General features: G+C 35.2%; 20 protein-coding genes. 9 read left to right on the top strand and 11 right to left on the bottom strand.

Going from position 1 to position 23,502, the window contains the following annotated elements; genetic code table 11:
* Positions 1–7: 7 nt before the first annotated feature.
* From RHO11_04735 to RHO11_04700, 8 genes are all read left to right on the top strand, one after another.
* Positions 8–4,405, top strand: coding sequence for a hypothetical protein (locus RHO11_04735; protein WVD62433.1), 4,398 nt, complete (start codon positions 8–10; stop codon positions 4,403–4,405).
* A gap of 4 nt (positions 4,406–4,409) precedes the next feature.
* Complete coding sequence (locus RHO11_04730; protein WVD62432.1) at positions 4,410–5,099, top strand: hypothetical protein; 690 nt, start codon at positions 4,410–4,412, stop codon at positions 5,097–5,099.
* A 125-nt stretch (positions 5,100–5,224) separates the two neighbouring features.
* The gene (locus RHO11_04725) at positions 5,225–5,506 is read left to right on the top strand and encodes a hypothetical protein (GenBank protein WVD62431.1); all 282 of its coding nucleotides are present in this window, start codon (positions 5,225–5,227) and stop codon (positions 5,504–5,506) included.
* Between the two features lie 4 nt (positions 5,507–5,510).
* Complete coding sequence (locus RHO11_04720; protein WVD62430.1) at positions 5,511–6,197, top strand: hypothetical protein; 687 nt, start codon at positions 5,511–5,513, stop codon at positions 6,195–6,197.
* A 238-nt stretch (positions 6,198–6,435) separates the two neighbouring features.
* Positions 6,436–7,125, top strand: a complete 690-nt coding sequence (locus RHO11_04715) for a hypothetical protein (GenBank protein ID WVD62429.1) — start codon at positions 6,436–6,438, stop codon at positions 7,123–7,125.
* Between the two features lie 401 nt (positions 7,126–7,526).
* Positions 7,527–7,697: an AAA family ATPase gene (locus RHO11_04710; protein WVD62428.1), complete on the top strand. Its 171-nt coding sequence runs from the start codon at positions 7,527–7,529 to the stop codon at positions 7,695–7,697.
* Between the two features lie 151 nt (positions 7,698–7,848).
* Positions 7,849–8,499, top strand: a complete 651-nt coding sequence (gene zinT / locus RHO11_04705) for a metal-binding protein ZinT (GenBank protein WVD62427.1) — start codon at positions 7,849–7,851, stop codon at positions 8,497–8,499.
* A 490-nt stretch (positions 8,500–8,989) separates the two neighbouring features.
* Positions 8,990–9,820, top strand: a complete 831-nt coding sequence (locus tag RHO11_04700) for a hypothetical protein (protein ID WVD62426.1) — start codon at positions 8,990–8,992, stop codon at positions 9,818–9,820.
* A 137-nt stretch (positions 9,821–9,957) separates the two neighbouring features.
* Here the strand turns inward: RHO11_04700 and RHO11_04695 are convergent, their stop codons facing one another.
* The 11 genes from RHO11_04695 to RHO11_04645 form a co-directional block, all read right to left on the bottom strand.
* A complete protein-coding gene (locus RHO11_04695; GenBank protein WVD62425.1) occupies positions 9,958–10,653 on the bottom strand; it encodes a 6-phosphogluconolactonase in 696 nt (231 codons plus the stop codon).
* Positions 10,654–10,831: 178 nt separating this feature from the next.
* Positions 10,832–11,590, bottom strand: a complete 759-nt coding sequence (locus RHO11_04690) for a histidine phosphatase family protein (protein ID WVD62424.1) — start codon at positions 11,588–11,590, stop codon at positions 10,832–10,834.
* 37 nt (positions 11,591–11,627) lie between these two features.
* Positions 11,628–11,933 carry a PTS lactose/cellobiose transporter subunit IIA gene (locus RHO11_04685; GenBank protein WVD62423.1) on the bottom strand — a complete coding sequence of 102 codons (306 nt, stop codon included), beginning with the start codon at positions 11,931–11,933 and terminating at the stop codon, positions 11,628–11,630.
* An 8-nt stretch (positions 11,934–11,941) separates the two neighbouring features.
* Entirely contained in the window at positions 11,942–12,250 is a 309-nt protein-coding gene (locus RHO11_04680; protein ID WVD62422.1) for a PTS sugar transporter subunit IIB, read from the bottom strand.
* 17 nt (positions 12,251–12,267) lie between these two features.
* On the bottom strand, positions 12,268–13,716 hold the full coding sequence (locus RHO11_04675) for a glycoside hydrolase family 1 protein (GenBank protein WVD62421.1): 1,449 nt from the start codon (positions 13,714–13,716) through the stop codon (positions 12,268–12,270).
* Positions 13,716–15,308: a PTS transporter subunit EIIC gene (locus tag RHO11_04670; protein WVD62420.1), complete on the bottom strand. Its 1,593-nt coding sequence runs from the start codon at positions 15,306–15,308 to the stop codon at positions 13,716–13,718. Before RHO11_04670 ends, RHO11_04675 begins: the two co-directional genes overlap by 1 nt.
* An 82-nt stretch (positions 15,309–15,390) precedes the next feature.
* Positions 15,391–17,352 (bottom strand): BglG family transcription antiterminator, encoded by a 1,962-nt coding sequence (locus RHO11_04665; protein ID WVD62419.1) that lies wholly within the window; start codon positions 17,350–17,352, stop codon positions 15,391–15,393.
* A gap of 333 nt (positions 17,353–17,685) precedes the next feature.
* Positions 17,686–18,180, bottom strand: a complete 495-nt coding sequence (locus RHO11_04660; protein ID WVD62418.1) for an elongation factor P hydroxylase — start codon at positions 18,178–18,180, stop codon at positions 17,686–17,688.
* Positions 18,181–18,430: 250 nt separating this feature from the next.
* Entirely contained in the window at positions 18,431–18,847 is a 417-nt protein-coding gene (gene nsrR / locus RHO11_04655) for a nitric oxide-sensing transcriptional repressor NsrR (GenBank protein ID WVD62417.1), read from the bottom strand.
* Between the two features lie 225 nt (positions 18,848–19,072).
* Positions 19,073–20,743 (bottom strand): hydroxylamine reductase, encoded by a 1,671-nt coding sequence (hcp, locus tag RHO11_04650; protein WVD62416.1) that lies wholly within the window; start codon positions 20,741–20,743, stop codon positions 19,073–19,075.
* Positions 20,744–21,047: 304 nt separating this feature from the next.
* Positions 21,048–22,262 carry a tetratricopeptide repeat protein gene (locus RHO11_04645; protein ID WVD62415.1) on the bottom strand — a complete coding sequence of 405 codons (1,215 nt, stop codon included), beginning with the start codon at positions 22,260–22,262 and terminating at the stop codon, positions 21,048–21,050.
* Between the two features lie 359 nt (positions 22,263–22,621).
* On the opposite strand from RHO11_04645, the gene RHO11_04640 reads away from it, so the two are divergent.
* A complete protein-coding gene (locus RHO11_04640; protein ID WVD62414.1) occupies positions 22,622–23,482 on the top strand; it encodes an ROK family protein in 861 nt (286 codons plus the stop codon).
* The last annotated feature ends 20 nt before the right edge of the window (positions 23,483–23,502 follow it).

Genomic DNA, 23,502 nt, shown 5'->3' with positions numbered 1-23,502 from the left:
GTCACGCATGGTGAATACAAAACAACATGATCATAATACCGATGATCAGTTTGATAACCAAATTTTATACAATGAAGCAGAAAAAAGTTCATCTTTAGCGAATGGTGGCTGTGGCGTTTGTCAACGAATGGGCTTCCCACTGTTTTTAGTCCGAAAGGCCATTATTCCAAAAGGTTATCGAGGGGTTAATTGGTCGCAAAACATCATCAATTTAGGCAGTAACGAAAAACCGTTATCCGATGCCTATGAATATGCTTATCGCACACTTCGTACTGGCTACGTTTATATCCTACTGCAAGAGCAAGATAAAACGTATCGTTATTTGGCTTATGAAGTCACCCCATCGGGGGTGTTTCGACATAAATCTATTGAGGATATGGTTGAACACAATATTCACGAAATACCTAAAAAATGTCATGACAAATATGACCACATTCCAGGGGTATTTATTAATATTGATCGCTCACGTTACTCCGGGATTGGCTATATTGGTTACTCTCGTCGAGCGTGGTCACAAGGTGCCCTTGATAAATATCGCTTGGCAGCGAATAACGCGGATATGTCTCAATTGCAGCGTTTTAGTGTGATTAATTTAGGCGAGTTTGGTGGACCTGCGCCCTCACCAGACGCGTTAGGTGCGGTATCAATACCGAGCGTATTAAAAATGACGCCGCCACCCTCTCGCTGTTTTCCATTTAACGATTTCGATCCGAAGCCACATGGTATGAGTCAAGCGAGTCTTGCTCGTCCCAAATTAATGGAACTTGAATTAGAGTCTCAATATATGATCTATATTGATGGCGAGCAGACCATTAAAGAGGCACTTAGTACTCGGCAATACGTGAATGACAGTGTTGCCACCGCACACAAATTTAATAGTTTTAAAGGTAACGCGTTACGTTCAACGTTACTTTATAGTAGCACCACTGATTTAGTGTCTAAACTGTTTCATCATGCCGCCGAATTAGCGCATAAAAATAGGGTTGAAATCAGTACGGTGGTGATTGATGACCCTTTTGCTATCGCGGAAGAGTTGAGTTTACAGCGCCGATTATATGTTGATCCTATCATGAATATTATGGAGAAAAGCGCTGAAGATTTTAATCAAAAAACGGCAGAAATCTTTAAGGAGCGTATCGATGGTCAACAAGATCTCGACCGTTTGGATAAATTAATTAAGCAGGCGATTTATAACTATTATGATAACTACCCAGAAGAGGCGAAACAACTCTATGGTAATAAAGATGAAGTCTTACCCGATACGACGCTTGATGAACCCTCAGTCGACAAGCCTGAAGTACAATTAAAGAAATTAACCTATTTCTACGATTTACATCGTGAAACATCGTCGCACTATCTACAACCTTATCAAGATAATCAAGATTACTTCGCTGAAAAATCATTTCATTTGCGCAAATTGGTTGAGATGATTGAAAACTATAAGGCGCAGTTAACCGCTTACTTTGAAAATCAGGAAGAGTATCACTATCATCGGGTTTTTAGCTACTCCGAGCCGGCTTCTAATGGCTATTCTTATCAATTTGATGATAGCGCACGCTATTTAGCAAGGCCTGATTTATACACCGAAATTACGATTAGTAAAGAAGATAACTTAAGAATACGTGATGCTGAAAGGGCGAAGCCGTATAATAAATATAACACGTATTTTGATGTGCGGATCTTTAAATCCAAAACCGAGATGTCACAAGAGGGTCAAATTGCGCTCAAAAAAGAGCTGGATAAACTAAAAGATCATATCGACGAAGGCAAAGTGAAGGAATTTATTCAACAAGATAATCTTCACTTTACCGGTATTGCCAATACGATTCAACACTATTCAACCGACTATTTTAACTATCTAGGCTGGTTATTTGGTGCGAATAAGCAAGGCTCTCCCTATTTATCGAATTTAACCACCTTTAATCAAATTCCCTTTTGGCAGATTGAGAGTGATCAAAATGGTTCAAACAACCATTTAGGTTATTTGCAAGATTTTATCGGCATGATTGATTTTAATGTGGTCGGTGGCGTCCCGTTGACGGAGCAGTATGGGGTATGGGATGTGTTATTAAGCGATCAGTCTAGCCTGTTTTATCAACTCTTTAATACTGACAGTGAACATAGCTTATGGTCTTTGTTGGTAAAGGCGCGTTTAGCGCAAGATAACACCCCATCGTTATCAAAGGACGAAAAAACGTTAGATAACGCGATAGCCTATGTACTCAAAGCGTTTGCACCACGCCTTGATAAACTGTTTTGTGAGAAAAAGGGCCGTATCATTAGTGAATTATACTGCATCTTGATCAAGCAGGCGATAGCGGGCGTTGCACAAAAACGCGATCAAACCAACCGAAAAAACACCAATCAGGTGATCAGTGAGCAAGGGATGACCCTACCCGCATGGCCAACGGATGCCGCCGGCAATATGGATGAAAAGGCATTTAAAACGCTCCTTTGTGAAAGTTTAATGGTGTTTAATAAAACCTATGCCCAGTTCGGTCAAGTAAAAGTGCCGATGAGCCAAGCCAGTACCTTTATTCGTCATTGGTCAATTAGGCCGCGTGTGTTTTTAGAAAACCATGATAATAATTCGTTAACCCTACTCACCTCGATAACGGAGCAGCGCAAGGTCGGTGATGGCAGTTACGAGTTGAGTGAAAAAAGTGCAGAGGAGTTTACCTTTGATATTTTTGACATGTCCAATTCCGTTGCCAGTGAATTAAAGTGGCAGGGGAACGAGCTAAAACTGAAACAGGGCGAGTTAGGTTTCAATTCTCTAGCGGGTATTGATAAAGCTTATCTTGATGAGTATCGAGAGTTTGGCAAAATGAACGATACGGTCGAGTCAGGCATGTCAGCACTGTTAAATAGTATCTCGTTAATGCTATCGAAGATGAGTTTAGATGACAATTTAGAGAAGCTGGCAAAAGCCGGTGATGCACAGTACGGTCAAAAATATAAAGACAATTTATACAGTGAGATTAGAAAGGGGTATTTAACAATAACCTCGCAAACGTTAGTTGTGGTCAGTGCAACCAGTCAAGCCGCACTCAAAGGCGCGAAGTTAGCGGCCTATTTGCGTAACAACCGTCAAGTAATGAGATGGGTGAATAAAATCCTAAAAGGCGGCGGCGCTAATGCCGGTTTAGCGTTAGCCAAGCTTGGTGGCGGGATTTTAGGGATCATGGCGATTATTGATGGTTTTGATACCATGTCATCGGGTTCAAGTTTAGTTAAGGAGGGCGAATCAGGCGCAGGTTGGGTACTGAGGATTTGTGGTGGTGCGCAAGTTGTTATTGCCGTCATAGGTATGTTACAACTGTTTAACCTTATCGCAATAGCAGGGCCTTGGGCGGTAGGCTTAGCTGTGTTATCGGTGATATTTATGATTTTAGCCTACATCTTCCGCGATAAGAGTTTAGATTGGGTGCCGATTGAGTATTGGGCGAATCGAACGCTATTTGGCCAGGCCTATAAAAATAAAAAGTGGCCAGCATACCCACCCACCTTATTAGGTACGGGCATTGCCACCAATGATTATTTAGCGGCCGTGCAGGGGCTACATTGTAATATTGAGTTTGGTGAAAAACCGGAGATGGCCTATGTTAATCGAATGGACTATATTCAACAAACTACCACGGAGTTAGAGCAAGCGTATCAACAGTTTTTGACAAAGATGCAACAAACGACTGATGAAAATCAAAAACAATACCTAGCATTGCAGTGGGAAGCCTTTGTGAGTGAAAGATGTGAACTGTTAGTTTCAGACGTGAAAGAGATAAGAGAGCAGGCGAAATGGATAGATGACTATAATAGTAACAAAAATCAAAGTAGCGAATTAATGTTAATTAAAAGCCGTTGGCAGGTTAATATATGGTCAAGGATGAAAGGTCTCTATGTGCAGATGACCTTACCGAATTATGACCCTCAAATTAGTAAACTTGAGGGGGTTTTACATCTGAGCAAAAACAATCAAACGATGATATTGAATATAACGAATGGAAATGATTACCCTAATATCAAAAAGACATTCGGTGAATTAAGTACCGTGGCATTGCGTGGGGAGAATAAAGCGCCCATAACCAATGTTGAAAGCACAGGTAATACCGAGGGGGTAACTAAAGAGGAATTTTATCAGGCAATTGAAATTCCGAAAAAAGATACGGTCACGGGGTTAATGGTTTTAGCGACTGATGATAAGGGGAATCCATTGCCGGTATTACAAAAGACCACTAGCCATAAAATCACCTACAAAGTGGCTGAACTCTATGGTGACCATGAAATTTACCTGAAAGTGAAGTACTGGCAAACAGGTAAAACCAAAGCGGTTAAAGACCAAGATGGCAATACCTCTATGACTGACTTAACGCCACTAGTGCAAGAGTACCACTACCAAAAGGATTAATAAGATGAAATTTACTGACTTAAAATATGCCCTATTATTGCCGTTACTGCTGTTATTGAGTAGTTGCCAAGATTATAAAGGAATGAAACAGCGTTTAGTTAACGGTTATCAAGGGTTAGATGCTTATTGTTTGTACGTTGGGCGGATAACGGGATTTCCTTATTTAGCTGAACCCGTTACATATGGAAGTACGCAGGAAGATAATGATTTTTACACAAATAGATTAAATAACGAGCGTCTCCCTGCATTTGAAGAGGCTGGATTACTGATCTCAACATTGTCTGAGGGAAAAGATGGAAAAATATATCCCTTATATAGCTTAACGGAGGAAGGTAAGCGTTACTATAAAACGAATAGAACAGCAGGATTTGTAGATATTAAAAATTTAAAAGATGTCCAATTCTGCTTTGGTCGCCGAGAAATTTTGGAAGTGACCAATATGTATGACCGAGAAACGGATTTTTACGGTGGCAAAACCACGGAAACAGTAGTTAAATTTACGTATAACCTTAATGATGTTCCGGCTTGGGTTAATCATCCAGCTATTAAGGGGATCAAGCAATATAATGAAGATTTTACCGGTGATTTAAATAATTTAAAAGGCCAGGCTTATTTTACTAAAAAAGATGGTACTTATTACAATTATGGCACTAGTCGTTCAATAGAAACCATACCTCTGGGCTACTATCTATAATTAATTCAGCGGTAGTTCGGTCTCTTTGTCACTGTGGTGTTATTTATTGCAATAGAAGATAGTGACCGACAAGCGGATGTACCGCATCCTCTTGCATCTCCGCTATCTCGCTGAACATCACGCTCATGCGTGATGTAACGGTCGAAGCAAAGTCAAGCTCTCATACTAATACGGGATTAATGATTTTAGCGAATGATGATAAGGGTAATTCATTACCGGTATTACAAAAGACCTCTAGCCATAAAATCACCTACAAAGTGGCCGAACTCTATGGTGACCATGATATTTACCTGAAAGTGAAGTACTGGCAAACGGGCAAAACTAAAGAGTTTAAAGGCCAAGATGGCAATACTTGTATGACCGATTTAACGCCACTGGTGCAAGAGTATCACTACCAAAAGGACTAATAAGATGAAATTCACTGATTTAAAATATGCCCTATTATTACCGTTACTGTTGTTATTGAGTAGTTGCCAAGACTATAAAGGGATGAAAGAACGTTTAGTAAAGGGATATCAAGGGCTGGATGCGTATTGTTTGTATGTTGGGCGGATAACGGGATTTCCTTATTTAGCTGAACCCGTCAATCTTTGGAGCAAAGAGAGTAAAAATATTTCAGATAAAGAAATACTTGATGAATTATTACCAGCCTTTGAAAAAGTGGGTTTATTAAGCTCAGTTCTTGCGAAAGGTAAAGATGGTCAATCTTATCCGCTTTACAGTTTAACTGAAGAGGGAAAACGGTATTATAAACAATCAAAAGCAGCTTTAGTTAATCATCGAGATGATTTAAAAGATGCACAATTCTGCTTTGGTCGCCGAGAGATAGTGGAAGTGACCAATATGTACGACCGAGAAACGGACTTATATGGCGGTAAAACGACTGAAACGGTCGTGGACTTCACCTATAATTTATATGATATGCCAGCGTGGGCAAGTCATCCGGCATTAAGGGAAATTAAGCAGTATAATATTCATTTTACAGGTAACCAGCAAAATAAAAAAGGGCAAGTTTATTTAACTAAAAAAGATGGCAATTATTATAATTATAGCAGCGGTACCGTAATGGAGCCTAACTTGATAGGTTACTATCTTTAATTGATTCAGTGGTAGTTTGGTTACTTGGTAAAAGTGGTATTACCCGTATGACAAAAGACCACCAGTCATAAAATCACCTACAAAGTGGCCGAACTCTATGGTGACCATGAAATTTACCTGAAAGTGAAGTACTGGCAAACGGGTAAAAGCAAAACGGTCACAGACCAAGATGGCAATACCAGTATCACTGACTTAACACCCCTAGTGCAAGAGTACCACTACCAAAAGGATTAATAAGATGAAATTAAGTGATTTAAAATATGCGCTATTATTACCATTACTGTTGTTATTGAGCAGTTGCCAGGACTATAAAGGAATGAAAGAGCGTTTAGTCAAGGGCTATCAAGGACTGGATGCGTATTGTTTGTATGTTGGGCGGATAACGGGATTTCCCTATTTAGCAGAGCCCGTTACATATGGAGGTACGCAGGATGATAATGATTTTTACACAAATAGATTAAATAATGAGCGTCTCCCTGCATTTGAAGAGGCTGGATTACTGACCTCAACATTGTCTGAGGGAAAAGATGGAAAAATATATCCCTTATATAGCTTAACGGAGGAAGGTAAGCGTTACTATAAAACAAATAGAACAGCAGGATTTGTAGATATTAAAAATTTAAATGATGTTCAATTCTGCTTTGGTCGCCGAGAAATTTTAGAAGTGACCAATATGTATGACCGAGAAACGGATTTATATGGAGGAAAAACCACGGAAACGGTCGTGGATTTCACGTATAATTTATATGATATGCCAGCGTGGGCAAGCCATCCCGCATTAAGAGAAATTAAGCAGTATAATATTCATTTTACAGGTGATGAGATGAATCAAAAAGGTCAAGTGTACTTAACTAAAAAAGACGGTACTTACTACAATTATGGTACTAGTGTATCGATAGAAACAATACTTCTGGGCTATCATCTATAATTAATTCAGCGGTAGTTTGTTTTCTTGGTCACGGTGGTGTCGTTAGTTATGACAGAAGATAGTGACCAGCAAGAGGATGTACCGCATCCTTTTGCATGCTAACCATCTTTTTGAACTTCACTGCTGTTATTTATCAATAGTAAAATATTTGAAAAAAAAGAACCGTAAAAAGTTAATTTCAAAAGTTGACACAAAGTTTTATTAGTTTATTATTAATCAAGCAATACCAGTCCCACCTATTTTATTGCAATTTTCAATGCTATTTTTATAAGCAATCGACTCATAATCAATTGGTCACTGGTTCAAGTCCAGTAGAGGCCACCATTTATTAACCGAATTAATAAAATATATGAATGTTTATTTTATTAATTAAGAGTTAATCTCATGAAAACTCAGCAAAAGTGATTACGATCGCCGATACTAAAGTCGGATCAACTAAATCGACCACCGTTGTTAATGTCGCTGCATTTAGTACGTATTCGGGATTAAAAACATTACTACTTGATTTTGATTTAGAACACCAACAGCCTGTTCGTACTTTCCACTGTAAAATGAAGTACCTTTCGGTGTGAACTGATATGAGCCTTTACATACTAGTCATGAAAGACTAGGTTTTACTACCTAATTGATAAATCTACCAAATAATGATTTTAAAATCTCTTTTCTTATGTAATAATTGTTACGTTATAACATAACAATAAAATATATTAAGGAGAGAGTTTTATGATTTTAAAAGTATTACCATTAGCATCTTGTCTTTTAGGTTACTGTTTAGTTAATAGCGCTTTTGCGGATTCACATAATCATGGTCATCAGCATGAACAATCAGAACAAGCTAAGTTAGCTGCTACAGGTATTTTTGATGATAAAGATGTTAAAGACCGTTCTTTGTCTGATTGGCAAGGTAATTGGCAATCTATTTATCACTATTTAAAAAATGGTGATTTAGAATCTGTCTTAAAAGATAAGGCTGAAAAAAATAATAAATCTATTGAATACTATCAAGATTACTATCAAAAAGGTTATAAAACAGATCTTGAAATTATCTCAATCGATGGTAATTCAATAGCCTTTTTTACAAAAGATAATGCAAACCAATGCGAGTACAAATATGCAGGATATAAGATTTTAACTTATGTTTCAGGTAAAAAAGGGGTAAGGTATTTATTTGAGTGTACAGATAAAAATAGTCAAGCTCCAAAATATGTGCAATTTAGTGATCATATTATAGAACCGACATCTTCGTCACATTTTCATATTTATATGGGAAATGACTCGCAAGAGGTACTATTAAGCGAAGTAGAAAACTGGCCAACTTTTTATCCAATTTCACTTAAAAAAGATGATATAGTTCATGATATGTTATTTCACTAAGATCTCTATTAATTATTATTTAAAATATCGTTTTCGGTATTCTGGATAAGCTACATTAATTAGTCCCACTTTTATAAAGTCATTGTTATGATAAATGGAAAAAGAAAAGGTAATGGCAATCAATTTAGCCTGAAGAGAAAAATGTAACACTTAACTAAAATTGGAGACAATTTTAGTTAGTTTTTAGTGAGTTATTTTCTAAATTTAGTCAGTAAAATAAACTAAATTTAGGCCATTACTTTTTTTAAAACGTCTCTATCTATTGACTTTAATTATCGAGCGGGTGGAGATAGTTGGAATAGGTATTTTCCTATTTTAGTAAATGGTTTGTAAAACCAGTTTATTTTATTAATAATGCCATAATAACCAACATTCAAAACAGTATCACCGTAAATAGAAAAGTTTGGGTCTCGACCAATGAGCTTAAACTTTTATAAAAGATGAGAAAACACTGCTATAAAATTAATTTAATAAATATAGGAATAGGGATATGATTGAAACAACATTAAATAAATTTTATTATCTTTGTACTGGAGTATTATTATTGTTTGTTCCATACGTCATTATGGCAGAACAATTTGAGTTACCGCGTAATGATGGTTCATCTATTCATTTTTATCTTAAGCATTCTAATACAGTATCTCAAGACTCACTATTGATTTTATTGCAAGGTTCGGATTGCAATAGTGTTGACAATAATATTTCGTTGAATACCGATTTACCTAAGATGTTTCCCGATGCTGATGTGTTGACTGTCGAAAAGTATGGGATAACGAATATATTGCCCTACTCAAAAGAAGATGTGCGTAGTGACGGGGCTTTAGTGGGTGAGATGTTCACTGCTAAAAGTTCAGAAGTGACAATGCTTATCTCGTTAGTCGGTGGTGCTGATTATTTGTTGGATGATATGCGTTATAACTTGCTTCAGACAGTTCCACCTGAAGAGTTGACAGAACAACAAGATGCTTTTGAGGCATTTATTAAAGAGATATTAACTGCAAAAGATCCGATTATCATGAATGAAGATAATGAACTTGGTTTTAAGTGGTTTAAGTCTATTTTATCTCTTTCGCGTTATGATTCTCTTAGTCAAATTACACAACCGATATTGTTGATTGATTGTGGTAGAGACAGTAATACGTCACCTATTGAAAGCGATAAACTTTATCAACGCTTAAATGAGAATAATAAAACCAATATTACACGGATCATCTATCCTGAATTAGACCATTTTTTTACTAATAAATCGGGTAAAAGAGTACTAGATAACGTTATTTTTGATGGAAGGCAATGGTTAAAATCCCACATTGAAAACAAATAGCTTTTTGTTTTAGTATGAGTTGTTGAATTGTTGGTGGTAAGATTATGATTTTAATTACTTTTTTAATTTTTTGATGATTCTTTAGTATTTATTGGAGGCTAATTTTTAAGGTTTGTCTCCAATAAAATAAGGTTAGATTATTTCCCAGCTGCTGCATTATCAAGTAATAGAGTTACATTAGGGTGTAACTGAAGTATTGAGGCAGGTACAGCCTCTGTCACTTTGCCAAAGAATGCTTGTCTAACAATATCGGCTTTAGAGGCTCCAGATAACATAACTGTTATTTTTTTTGCTTTCATAAGCGTTTTGGGGCCGGCAGTAACAAGCTTATCTGGGATATTGGTTAGTCCACCTAAGCCCGCTTGTACTAGGTCTTTAAAATGCGGTGTCATTGCTTGAATTGATGTAATTTGTTCAAATGGTGTACCTGGTGTAATCCCAGCAATGTGGCCATCTATACCTACGCCTAAATAGATCGCATCTAATCCACCTTGTTCAGTCAAAAATGATTCGAATTCAGCGATATTATCTAGATTTAAATCGTATCGTTGTGCTGATGGAATATTGTTTGGCTCATAAAATTGTTGATTTAAAAATTCATTAATCATTTTAATTCGACCATCTTTAGAAATTACTTCATCCAGATTACAATAAGTGACCGTTTTATATGCAGGGTTATTTTTAACAATAGCCGTGATGAGCTGATACATGCCAATTGGTGTAGAACCACCGGGTAAGCCAATTACTGAGTTAGGTTTACTGATATCATAAAGAAATTCAGCTGCTAGCCTTTGACTCAATTCTACCATATTGTTAACCGTGATGATTTTCATTATGTTCTCCTTGTAAGGTTCTTTTTTAAATTGAGAAATTTCTATTCAACGATGAGTTAGTTTCTCACCAATATACTATGAATTGTAATGATTGATAGTGTAGAAATAACATTAAGAATTTATTGCAGAATATCATAACCTTTTAATGTTATTTAATATTATCTTGTACCTGAAGATTTTATTTGTTTTGTAAATATTTGGTATCACCAATTGTTTTTAAGGTAAATTTACCATCTTTATAATTTAAAATGGTCAAACTGACATTGTCGATACTTTCACCATGGTATTCATCGGGTGTAAATATTGTAAGAATCGTGGGAATAGCACTACCATGGGAAACTGCTAAAACGTTACCACCACCTTGTGCTTCTGTTTGTGTGATAATATCTAACACACCCATCTTTAAGCGTTCAACAATTGCATGGTAATTTTCCGCTGTTCCTGTTTTATCATTAGCAGCGATAGCATTAGCCATCTCCTCATCTGTCATGGCTTTGGTTAAGTCTTCCCATGTTGACCAATCTTTTTTAAATTCAATGTTTTTTTCTTCAAATAATGGTGTCCAAAGTTCGGCATCATCACGACCTTCATATCCACCATATCCCCATTCTCTTAGTTCCATCATATCGATAAGTACAGGTGTTGGTTGATGTTTATTTTCTGCTAAAATAAGTTTTGCGGTTGCTCTAGCCCGCCCCATATCACTTGAGTAAGCGCCGATAAACTCAACATTTTCTAACCCTTTCCCGGCTTGTTTAGCTTGGTGTATCCCTTTTTCTGTTAATGGTGTGTCACTCCAACCCTGTACTTGACCCGTAGTATTAAACATAGTCTTACCATGGCGTATGAAATAGATATTTACTTCTTGGCACATTGCTTGTAATGAAAATGAAAAAATACTTAAAAATAGTAACGATTTTGCTAATACTTTTTTCATGTTTACTCCTTTTTATTTAAACAGCAATAACTTATATTTATTTACTATCTATTTTTTGATAAAGCGCGATAAATTCAGTACATAAAATTTTAAATGTTTCAGCACTCATAAGTTGATCTTCTGCATGAATCAGTAACAGTGAAAGATGATCCGTCATTCCTTCCGCTTCTGCTTGGACAAGTTTTGCGTGTACGGCATGTCCTCGATTAAAACTGGCTAAGCCATTTTCAATCAGTTGCTCTGACTGTGCATAATCTCCCTTTTTGGCACAATTAATGGCTTGAATAAAAGATGATCTCGCGTCTCCCACATAGCAAATTAATTCGAAGCATATTTGTTCCATATCCATTTTTATTTTTTCCCATCAATAACATCTAAAGCGAATTGTAAAATTTTAGCGCCATTCATTGTGCCGTAATCCATCATATCAATCACACGAACAGGAACATTTTTCGCTTCTGCTTGTACTTTATCTTGTAAAAAGCGTACTTGCGGTCCTAATAAAATGATATCCGTTCCAGCAATGTGTTCTTCAAGCGCTTGTTCAGCAATTGCGTTGATCTGTACCTCTTCTTTATGACTTACTGCGGCTTCCTTCATTTTTTTTACCATAATGCTGGTAGACATTCCTGCTGAACACATTAGTAATATTTTTTTCATGTTATTAACCCCTTTTGTTACGCTAACTCTTGTTTATTAGGTTGTTGAAGATATTGACCATTACTCTTAACGACTTTTTGATACCAGTAAAAACTCTCTTTTTTATAACGATTGAGAGTTTTTAAGTCATTATCATCACGATCAACATACACAAAACCATAACGCTTGTTATAACCATTACTTGTGCTCATTAAATCCATAAATGACCATGGATAATAGCCCAGTACTTGTACTCCATCACTGATAGACAGTTGCATTTGCATAATATGTTGTTGCAAATAATTGATGCGATAATCATCTTTAATTTGACCATTTTCAAAATAGTCATAGGCACCTAGCCCGTTTTCTGTCACCATCAGTGGTAATTGATAGCGATCATAGAGTTTACGAAAAGCGAGTCGAAGTCCAATCGGATCAATCTCCCAATCCCAATCGCTTCTTTCTAAATATGGGTTACTACTACCAGCATATAATCCGGGGAATTGTGGATAAACATAACCACCTTTTTTACCTTCTAGATTAAATTCAGGTTGGGTTTCCACAGTATTTTCAGGACAGTATTTGGCAACATCGCTTTGATAATAATTAAAGGCAATAAAATCAGGTTGTGCTGTTTTAATTAACTCTAACTCTTCGGCGGTTAAACGAATATCGCGTCCACGTTCTGCAAAATAATTTACGACAGTTGGATTTTGGCGTCCTAAACAGATTAAATCGAGTGGATAAAATGTTCTAAATTCATCTTCATTTAAAGCGGCCATTACGTCTTTTGGATCACAAGTCGCTGGATAAGCAATAGCATAACCGATACAGGGACCAATTTTTGCTGATGGTAAGATTTCACGACAGCATTTAATCACTTGAGCATTAGCTAGTGCCATTACTCGACTGACTTGAAAACGCCATTGTTCCGTTTCAATGCCGGCGGGTACACCACCAATTAAGTCAGGGTAAAGAACAACATTATTAGATTCACAAATCGTCATGAAATATTCGACATAATCACCGAATTCCTTAAAACAGGTACGAGCAAAAGTGGTAAAGTCATCAATCATTTGTTCGCCATACCAACCGTGATAAGCATCTTGTAATGCTTGTGGATGATCAAAATGGTAAAGCGTTACTAGGGGCTTAATATTATGTCGAAGCAAGGTAGCAAATAACTTACGATAAAATTCAATTCCCTGTGGATTAAGATTTTTGCCATCAGGATAAATTCGTGTCCATGAGATTGATAGACGGTAGGAGGTTAATCCTAGCTCTTTCATTAATGCTACATCTTCTTCAAAACGATGATAATGATCTGATGTGACAGAAGTATCATGAAAACGAGTGCTATGATTTTTACTATCTTGTACGGATAAACCTTTACCATCTTCAAGATAGGCCCCTTCAACTTGATATGCTGCTGTTGCAGCTCCCCATAGAAAATCTTTAGGAAAGGGTTTAATAGTTAAGTGATCCATTAAGCATTTTCTCCTTGTACTTGTTGAGCTTCTTGTCGTTCTTTTTGGTAAAATTGTTTATCTGCAAGACGAAAGAATGGGTAATAAATAAGCATTGAAATAATCACTATCATGAAAGACCAAATCGTGGTTGAAATACTGCCCCCTGTCATTAAAAATCCAACAATAACTGGCGGTATAGTCCAAGGTAAATTAGCAACATGCGGCATATCGATGATACCTGATTGCATGAAAAAGAAAGTTAATCCCGCTAAAATACCTGGTGTTAAGATAAATGGCACCATGAAAAGAGGATTAAAGCAGATCGGTGTTCCAAATATAATCGGTTCATTGATATTAAAAATACCAGGACCAATGGACATTCTTCCTAAGGTTTTAAAATATTTACTACGTGCTGTTAATGACATTAAAATAACTAAGCCGAGTGTTGCTCCTGTACCTCCCGCCCAGATCATTGCATCTGTGGCATTGGTAGCAGCATACATCAGTTGATCACCTGCAAGATAAGCCTTTTCATTTAATGCACCATTTTGCATTAAGAATGGTAATGCAACACCGATCACAACTTGTGAATTGATACCACAGAAAAAGACTAAGGCACACAGCATGTGGTAAATCGCATAACCGGGAACTGAATTTAAGGCAATAGTAATTGGTGATAAAATTGTGGCAATTATTTCGTTGAGATTAAAATGAAATACCACGACTAAAATACCAAAAATAATTAAAAGAAATAACGCAGGCAGTAATGACGTAAATGATTGACTGACTGCTTCAGGAACACCGTTAGGCATTTTGATACCGATATTTTTCTTTTTAAAGAATTCTAATGTTTTCAGGGTAATGAAGCCGACCAAAATGGCGGTGATTAAACCAACAGTACCAAGACCTTCTACATTAAGAAAATATTCACCATTGATATCGATTTGATACTGAGTGACGATAAAAATACTGACGGATGTTGCGATACTAACAAAGATGTCTTGTTTATATTCTAGTGCGCCATAATAGGCGATACTTGCAGCTGTTAGCAGTCCCATGATTCCTGTTGTGCCGTTAAAAATAGTATTAAAAAATGGTGCAGCAGGAGAGAGGAAAACTGCGATAGGTTCATAAGGGATATTAGATAATAGTATAGAGATACTACCAATGATAAGTAGTGCCATACAGGCACACATTGCATTACGAATGACGGTTAATGGCTTATTGCTACCAACTTTTACCGCAATCGGCATAAGATGTTTTTCGAGAAAATTAGTGGATTTATTTTCCATTTCATCATTTCCTTGTTTTTCGGTATACAATCTAATTAATTGTAAAATTTTTTTACTATCAATATTGCCGTAATCTTCTCGGTCAATAATGAGAACCGGAATATTTCGCTCTGCGCCGAGTTGTTTTATTCTAGCTAGAGCAGTAATATTTTGAGGAGCAAGAAGAACCATATCGACTTTATCGATGTACATATCGATTTGTCCTGCGCTTGCCGCTAAAAAACGATAATCGAGAGACTCTGAATGAGAGACTTCTCGTAAAGATTTCACGACAATACTTGATGACATACCTGTACTACAACACAATAAAATATTCATATGTGGTGTCTCCTATCCAAATTTATTGTAGGCGATATTTGTATTTGGCTGTATTGATGAAAATGCCACTATTAATGTGGCATTATTTGAAAGAATGTAGTTGTAGATTTTTTTCAGCTTCATTAACCGTTTGTTTGAGTAGCTTGATTAATGTGTCAAAGGTTTGATTTTGTTCCAACTGTTTGAGCTTTTGATTATCACACATTAGCTCTGTTAAACTTTCATGTAATAGCTGTAATGAGTCATGTTCATCATGACGTACATTAAGCATAAAAATATAACGAACCATTTGTTTATCCCATTTGACTGGTTTTCCCAGCACGGCAACAGAGACGAAGGTTCGATTTCCTGAATGTTGAATAGGATGAGGAAAAGCAATTTGATTGCCAAATTCAGTAGAGGATAATTGTTCTCGTTCAATCACTAATTGAGTAAAATTGCTCTCTAACTCTTGATGTTCAGCTATACGTTCACACATTTCTTGAATGAGAGAGTAACGTTCTTGACTGTTTAAATCTGTAAAAAATAGAGCAGGTAAAAAATATTTATCGATTAAATCACTATCATGTTGATTGCGATTAAAATATTGTTCCATCTGAATAACATCTTGGTTATCCATAAAATAATGTACTCGTAGAATACGAATATCAGTTTGAAATGGAATATCGACGGTTGAAATAATAAAGTCAAAATCACGTTGATTAAAATTTTTAAGTTCATAGAGTTGAACAACTTGAATTTGATCAAGGTAATCACTGAAACGTTGCTTAATACGATATAACAGAAGCTGAGAACTTCCGGTACCACTTGCACAAACAACAATTACATTTTGTTTGCGATGTAGTGTATTTTGGCGTTCAATGGCGAGAGCGAAATGAATTGCCATATAACCAATTTCTGCTTCATTGACTTCAAGTCCGGTTTCTTGATAAATAATTTGACCCGCTAATAAGGCAATTTCAAAGGCTTTAATATTCTCTTCTTTGATCTGATCTAACATAGGATTGCTGATATTTAATTTATAAGTCAATCTATCTAGCATAGGTCTAAAATGTAGCGCCAGTAGTGTATATAACTCAAAATCATCAAGTAGATTTAAGCCAAATACCTCATCTATATGGTGAAAAATTTTATTAAAGAGCTGTTCTATTTCTGGCGTAATAACAAATGAATTATCATGATTAAAGCTACGTTTACCCATTAAATGAATAGTAATAAAGTAGATTTCAAGTTCGGGTAACTGTATTTGTAAATGTTGTGAAATTAATAAAGCCAACTGTTTCGCAATAGGATATTCAGCTCGTTTTTCGAGCATTTGGTATTCTTGAGAGATATTAGGACTATAATGCGTTTTTGATATTCTCATTAATGCAATTTCTAAATGAATAATCAGATTTTGAAAGCCTAAATCAGTCAGTTTAATTTTATTTTCTGAGAGTACTTCAACTAAAATATTACGAATAGTATTACGAGATTCATTTTCTCGTTCATCATCTAAAATGAGTTGTTGATAGCTATCATCATAAAAAAAATAACGTGCGATCGCTCTGCGTAAATTAAGTTCATCCCCACTGATTTTTATACCATAGGCTGGTTTACTGACTAATTCTAATTCATAATTTTTGAATTCTTCTCGTACTAGTTTTAAGCAATTATTTAGTGTCGAGCGACTAATATATATTTCGTCAGCAATATCATCGAGTTTTAAGTAGTCATCGGCTGAGAGGAAAGTACGGATCAAATAGTTTACCCGTTCAGGTGTCTGTATTGGTAAGACAAAGTGGCGACGTTGCTCATTTTTTAATAATAATTTAATCAACGAATAATATTTGTCCTCATCTAAGATTGAAAGGCTATAACCAACGCCATGTTTTGATATTAACTCTACACCATATTTTTCGAGATCTTCGCGAGAGCGGGTAATATCTTCACGTAATGTTCTCGGTTTTATCTTTAGCTGTTCACAGATTTCTTTGCTATTTACTGGATGATGGTATTTGCTTAATAGTTTAATTAATAAGGCAATTCGGTGATTTTTTATCATAATTAATAATCAAATAGTTGGATGAGCGGTTGATAGGTTAGCGAATAAGTCTTGTCGATTAATGTAGTCCGAATATTTTTTAAGCGTATTATAGTAAGCTTGGATATCAGCACTGTCAAGATTACTCAATGTTTCTATTACTCACCCCCTCATTATGAAAAATGGTCACGGAGCTTCATAAGATAAGAAAATGGCTACATCTATTATGGATTTTATCGTTAGATTCATTACTATTTGTTTAAAATGAGGCTAATCTATTTTGCTCATTAGTCGTCTCTTTTATTATTAGCTATTAAAAGGATCGATTAATGAGCAAAATACTGTTACTGAATATTATAAAAGAGCTATATTTGCCAGTTGTTTTAAAACTTTTTTAGCTGTTGGTGGTGGAGATGACAACATTTCTAGGTAAGCTTCGTCGAGCTTCTTTAGGAACCCATCAGAAGAGGGGCGCCCAGAGAAATCATCTAAACTTGGTATAAAGTTGAGTCCAACCGCTTCACACATGGCTTTTTCTAATCCCTGAGGTCTTGATTCTACTTTCTCAAATTGTAATTGTTCATCAGCAGTTCTACCACAAGGGATATACCAATAACCAAAGTCATCAATTTGTCTGCGCTTTTCGCCAGCTAAACAATAGTGAGCTAGTTCATGAAGTAGACTTCGAGGATAATTACTTCTAAAATAGAGAATTGCTTTGGTATTATCTTTTGCCGCTTCATAAAAAGGTTCTTCTGCGCCACCTTTGATAATTAAATCAGGCAAAATAATCGCTAGTTGTGCTATTAATACTGCACACAATTCATCATCGTTTAAAATATTTTTCATTAAAATCACGCTCGTTAAGAATTTTTACTCCAATTCATTTTTTAATTATAATCGATTTCATTATATTCACACTCTATTTTAGTTAGTTTATAGCCTAAAAAAATTGCGCTTATGGCTCATCTGTAGCAGTTATAGCGTTATTTATTAAATATAAAGGCCATTATCCTGAATTCTTAAAATATAGCATTTTTAAAGTTATTACATGTAGTTTTAATTTATGCTGTGCGAGTTAATATCATTTGTATTATGATTATAATAAGTTGATAAGTGCTGGATTATTACTAATAAGATCATCAATCGTGTATTTTTCTAATTCAATAAGAAACGCCTCTTTAGCATCAACAAGGTATTTTTTTAGTCGACATGCTGGGCTAATATGGCAAAATGATAAACCACAGTTAAGTAGCTCTAATGGTTCCAGTTGACGGATTATTTTACCGATATTGATCTGTTTGGGATTTTTCTTAAGTTTGATACCACCATTTTTACCTTGTATGGTTTCAATATAACCAAGCTGTCCTAGCTTATGTACTACTTTAACTAAATGATTTTTTGAAATATTGTAGTGTGAACTAACGGTTGTTATATTTGTTAGTTCATCTTTTGGTAAACTAGATAAATAAATTAGAACTCGAATACTGTAGTCTGTAAAACTTGATAATTGCACTGATTCACCTTAATTTATTTTCTATATCTACTTTTTGAAATTACCTTAACTAAAATCCATCAAGAAAGCAACTTAAGCATTGTTTTATAAAAATGAGTGTTATGCTTGTGGACCATTAGTCCGTATAAAAATTGACACTATTGTATAGACTATTAAATTAATATTTAGCATTGTGATACGTGGTGATGGGTTTATAGCTATATGGCTATAAACCCAAATTACTAATTAAGCAGCATGAACAGCTAGAATATCAGCCAAATCATCTGTGGCATTGGTTGTTGCTTTCAAATCAAATTGTTGTTGTAAAATAGCAATAAGATTATCAGTTAAGAATGCTGGCATTGATGGTCCAGTATAAATCCCTTTGATGCCTAAAGATAATAGGGTAAGTAAGATCACAATTGCTTTTTGTTCAAACCAAGATAAAACTAATGTTAATGGTAACTCATTTACACTACACTTAAATGTATCGGCTAATGCAACCGCTAATTGGATTGCTGAGTATGCATCATTACATTGACCAATATCAATTAAGCGGGGAATACCATTAATATCACCAAAATTTTGTTTATTAAAACGATATTTTCCACAGCCGAGTGTAAGAATTACACTGTCTTTTGGTACTTGATTTGCCATATCTGTATAATAATGACGCTCGCTTTTACCACCATCACATCCACCAATTAAGAAAAAGTGTTTTATATTACCCGCTTTAATCTCTTCTATAACAGTAGGTGCTACATTCATTAATGTATTACGGGCAAAACCAATAGTAATATAGTGTTCTAACTCAGTATATGTGAACCCAGATTGCTTTAATGCACAATCAATAACAGTACTAAAATCATCGCCTTCTATATGAGTAACACCTGGCCAACCAACAATGCTACGAGTAAAGATACGATCACCATGGTGCCCAACAAAAGGATCAATAATACAATTAGATGTCATGACAATTGGACCTGGAAATTGGGCAAACTCTGTTTGTTGATTCTGCCAAGCATTACCAAAGTTGCCGACGAGATGTGGGTATTTTTTAAGTTCCGGATAAGCATGTGCAGGTAACATTTCACCATGGGTATAAACATTAATTCCTTTGCCTTGGGTTTGTTCTAAAATTAAACGTAAATCATGGAAATCATGTCCAGAGACTAAAATACATTTTCCTATAACAGGTTTAGTGTTTACTTGTGTTGGCTCCGGATGACCAAATGTGGTCGTTTCACCTGTATCAAGCATCGCCATGACTTGATAATTTAATGTACCAATTGCTAATGATAAGTTGAATAATTCATTCATATCACTTGGATTATGGCCTAATATATCCATAATACGATGATACTCAGCACTGGTTTCATCATTAAATTGGTTTAAAACAGCTGCGTGTTCCATATAGGCTGCTGCACCCTTTAATCCATATAGTGCCAGTAAACGTAGGCCAATAACATCATCATTAACATTACCTTTATCTCTATTTAACATGAATTGTGATGAGAGTTTTAAAAGTTCTTCTTTTGTTTCAGGGTAGTCAATTTGTGCAGCATAAGATAAATTAGGGATGGATTTATTAGCTTGGAGAGCGGCAGCTTTCGCTACTTGCTCTAATTTTTTACTATGGATATTCGATTGTTTGATATAGGTAAGGATTCTGATCGGATCAAAATTGACATTAGTTAAAGTTGCAAAAAATGTTTGAAATGACCAACGATCTATTTCTCTATCGATAATGCCATATTCTCGACAAACCTTAGCCCAAAAAGAGACTCTTTGTAATCCAGCTACTAATACATCTTGTAAGTCAGAGACTTCTGATGTTTTACCACACATACCTCGTGAATAACTGCATCCTTTTGATGTAGATGTTGTTATTGTTTGCTCACATTGAATACAAAACATAATTGCTCCTTTAAATATTGCTCTTTCTATTATTAGTATTTTATAACATGTATATAAAATACATGTTATAAAATAGGAACGCAAGATCTTATTCTCGTGATAATGTTAATGCATTAAATTAGGTTGGTTGTTTATAACGATCAAGAATCGTTGATCAAAATGGATATTAACAGACAAGATAAATTTAGAATGTATGTTCAATAATGAAAAGTAATATTAAAAATTAAAAATAGTTATGTTAAGCCTCATTGTAAGTAATGAGGTTAACTCTTAATTAGATGTAGTATTTATTGTATTTAGATTTTTATGATAGAGAAAATAATATGTTTTTAGCCTGAATATGGCCATTATTCGCAGCTTTTTTGAACCATTTTTTAGCTGTAACCATATTCTTTTCTACACCATCGCCATTCATATAAAGGATTCCCAGCATATATTGAGCATCAGTATCATCTTTATATTTAGAGAAAGCCTCATAATATTCGAGAGCTTTTTGAAAATTATGGTTAGCTTTTACTATATCTTTTCCAACACCCAATCCATTTTTATATAGCAATCCAATTTGATAATAGCCATTTGGCTCACCATAAATAGTCGCTATTTCATAATGTTTTTTAGCCTCTAGATAGTCTTGGGGTACTCCTTTTCCTTCTTGGTATAGCTGAGCAACAGCTAATGCACCCAAACCATTTCCACGTTCTTCAGCTTTTTGATACCAATACATCGCTTTCGTATAATTCTGCTCGCCAGTTAGACCATGTTCATAAAAGCGACCTAAATTATATTGTGCAATACTCTCTTCATTATTAGCGGCTTTTTCATAAAAATATTTAGCTTTGTTATTATCACAAAAACCTGTATTACAATTTTCATAGAAATTACCTAATGCTGTTAATGCTTGAATATTTCCAGCATCTGCGGATTTATTTAGGTAAGCGAGTGCTTTTTGATAGTCGACAGTTATTCCATTCCCATTATAGTAGGACATTCCAACACTAAAATCTGCAGATGAACTACCTTGTAGTGAAGCTTGTTGATACCAGTAAAATGCTTTTTGGGGATCTGTGATTGGATTATCAGGCCCAGCATTATTTTCACTATAGACACTTGCAAGTACGAGCTTTGCAATTAGATAATTTTGCTTAGCTGCTTTTTCATCCCATTCAATTCCTTTTCGATAATCTCTTTCTACTCCTAAACCATTATAGTAGATCATAGCTACTTCATGTTGAGCTTCAGCATTTCCTTGTCTAGCCGCTCTTTCGTAAAGCTCTAAGATTTTTTCGTAGTATGGATCTGTGTCATAAGAGAATAATCCAAAAGCATATTCAAGGCTATCTTTATAACGCTTAGCTAGTTCCAGTAAAGCCTGTACATCGTCTTGATCCGCTAATTTTTGTAAATTTTGAACTTCAGGTGTGTCCTCTCCCTTGAGCTTTAAGTGACTTTTGGGGAAGTATAAAAAAAAGAGCGAAAAAATAACCAAACAAAAAATTATTAAAATAGTTTTATATTTCATTGTGGTATGCCTTGCTTTTTATAAGTCGAATTTCTGATTCTACGAAGTAATTTACTTTCTTTTAATTGTAAAAAATGTGATCTACGTCACATTTTTTTTGATTATGTGATGTAGATCACATATTATAATCACATCTGAACAATAATATTTTAGGAGTTTATTGTGAAAAAAATTAAATCGATATTTAAAACAATTGTTAATTCTTATGTTGAAGCGCATAAAAATGTTCCACCGAGTGCGTTTTTATAATGAATAGAAAAAGGCCTGTATAGGCCTTTTTTGTTTTTTAAATAACACTTTACGTCGATGATTTATACGATTAAGCTATATAGCACTTATATATAAATTTGGATAATTGTATGTTAGGTGCTATTGAAGCTGGTGGAACAAAATTTGTTTGTGCTATTGCTGATTTGAATTTGAATATTATAGATAAGATAGTTATCGATACACAGACACCTGATAAAACACTTACACAAGTTATTCAGTTTTTTTCTAATTATCCTATTCAATCTTTAGGTATTGGCTGTTTCGGACCAGTTGATATTGATATTAACTCAAAAACATATGGTTATATTACGTCAACACCTAAATTACCATGGCAAAATTTTAATTTTGTTCAGGCCATAACCACACATTTCTCTGTACCCATTGCTTTTAACACGGATGTTAATATAGCGGCTTATGGAGAATTTAGACTCGGTGTAGCACGTAATAAAAATAGCTGTATTTATTTGACGATTGGGACTGGTATTGGTGGTGGTGTTATTCTAAATAAGAAAATTCTAGCGAGTCATCACCATCCTGAAATGGGACATATTTTTATAAGAAGAGATGAACAAGATAAATTTGTTGGCAACTGCCCATTTCACAATGATTGTCTAGAAGGACTTGCATCAGGTCCAGCTGTTGAAAAACGTTGGAATATCAAGCCTGCTAATATTCCCGATGACCATTTTGCATGGGATTTAGAAGCATTTTATCTTGCTCAAGCGATTGCTAATTATACATTAATTTTCGCACCTGATATGATTATTTTAGGGGGGGGTATTATGCATAAAGCACATCTTCTTCCTAAAGTTAAAGTAGAATTTTTAAAACTATTAAATGGTTATTTCCCAATTAGGAGTGTGGATGATTATTTAACATTACCTGCACTGGAAAATAATTCTGGTATTATTGGGGGGTTATTATTAGCTCAGGATTTATTGAATAATTAGTTTGGTCCATCTGATGGTAT

This window comes from Orbaceae bacterium BiB (assembly GCA_036251205.1).
Classification (GTDB): Bacteria; Pseudomonadota; Gammaproteobacteria; order Enterobacterales; family Orbaceae; genus Orbus; species Orbus mooreae.
The sequence above is the reverse complement of the archived record's forward strand: the minus strand, read 5'-3'. Positions and strand labels throughout refer to the sequence as shown.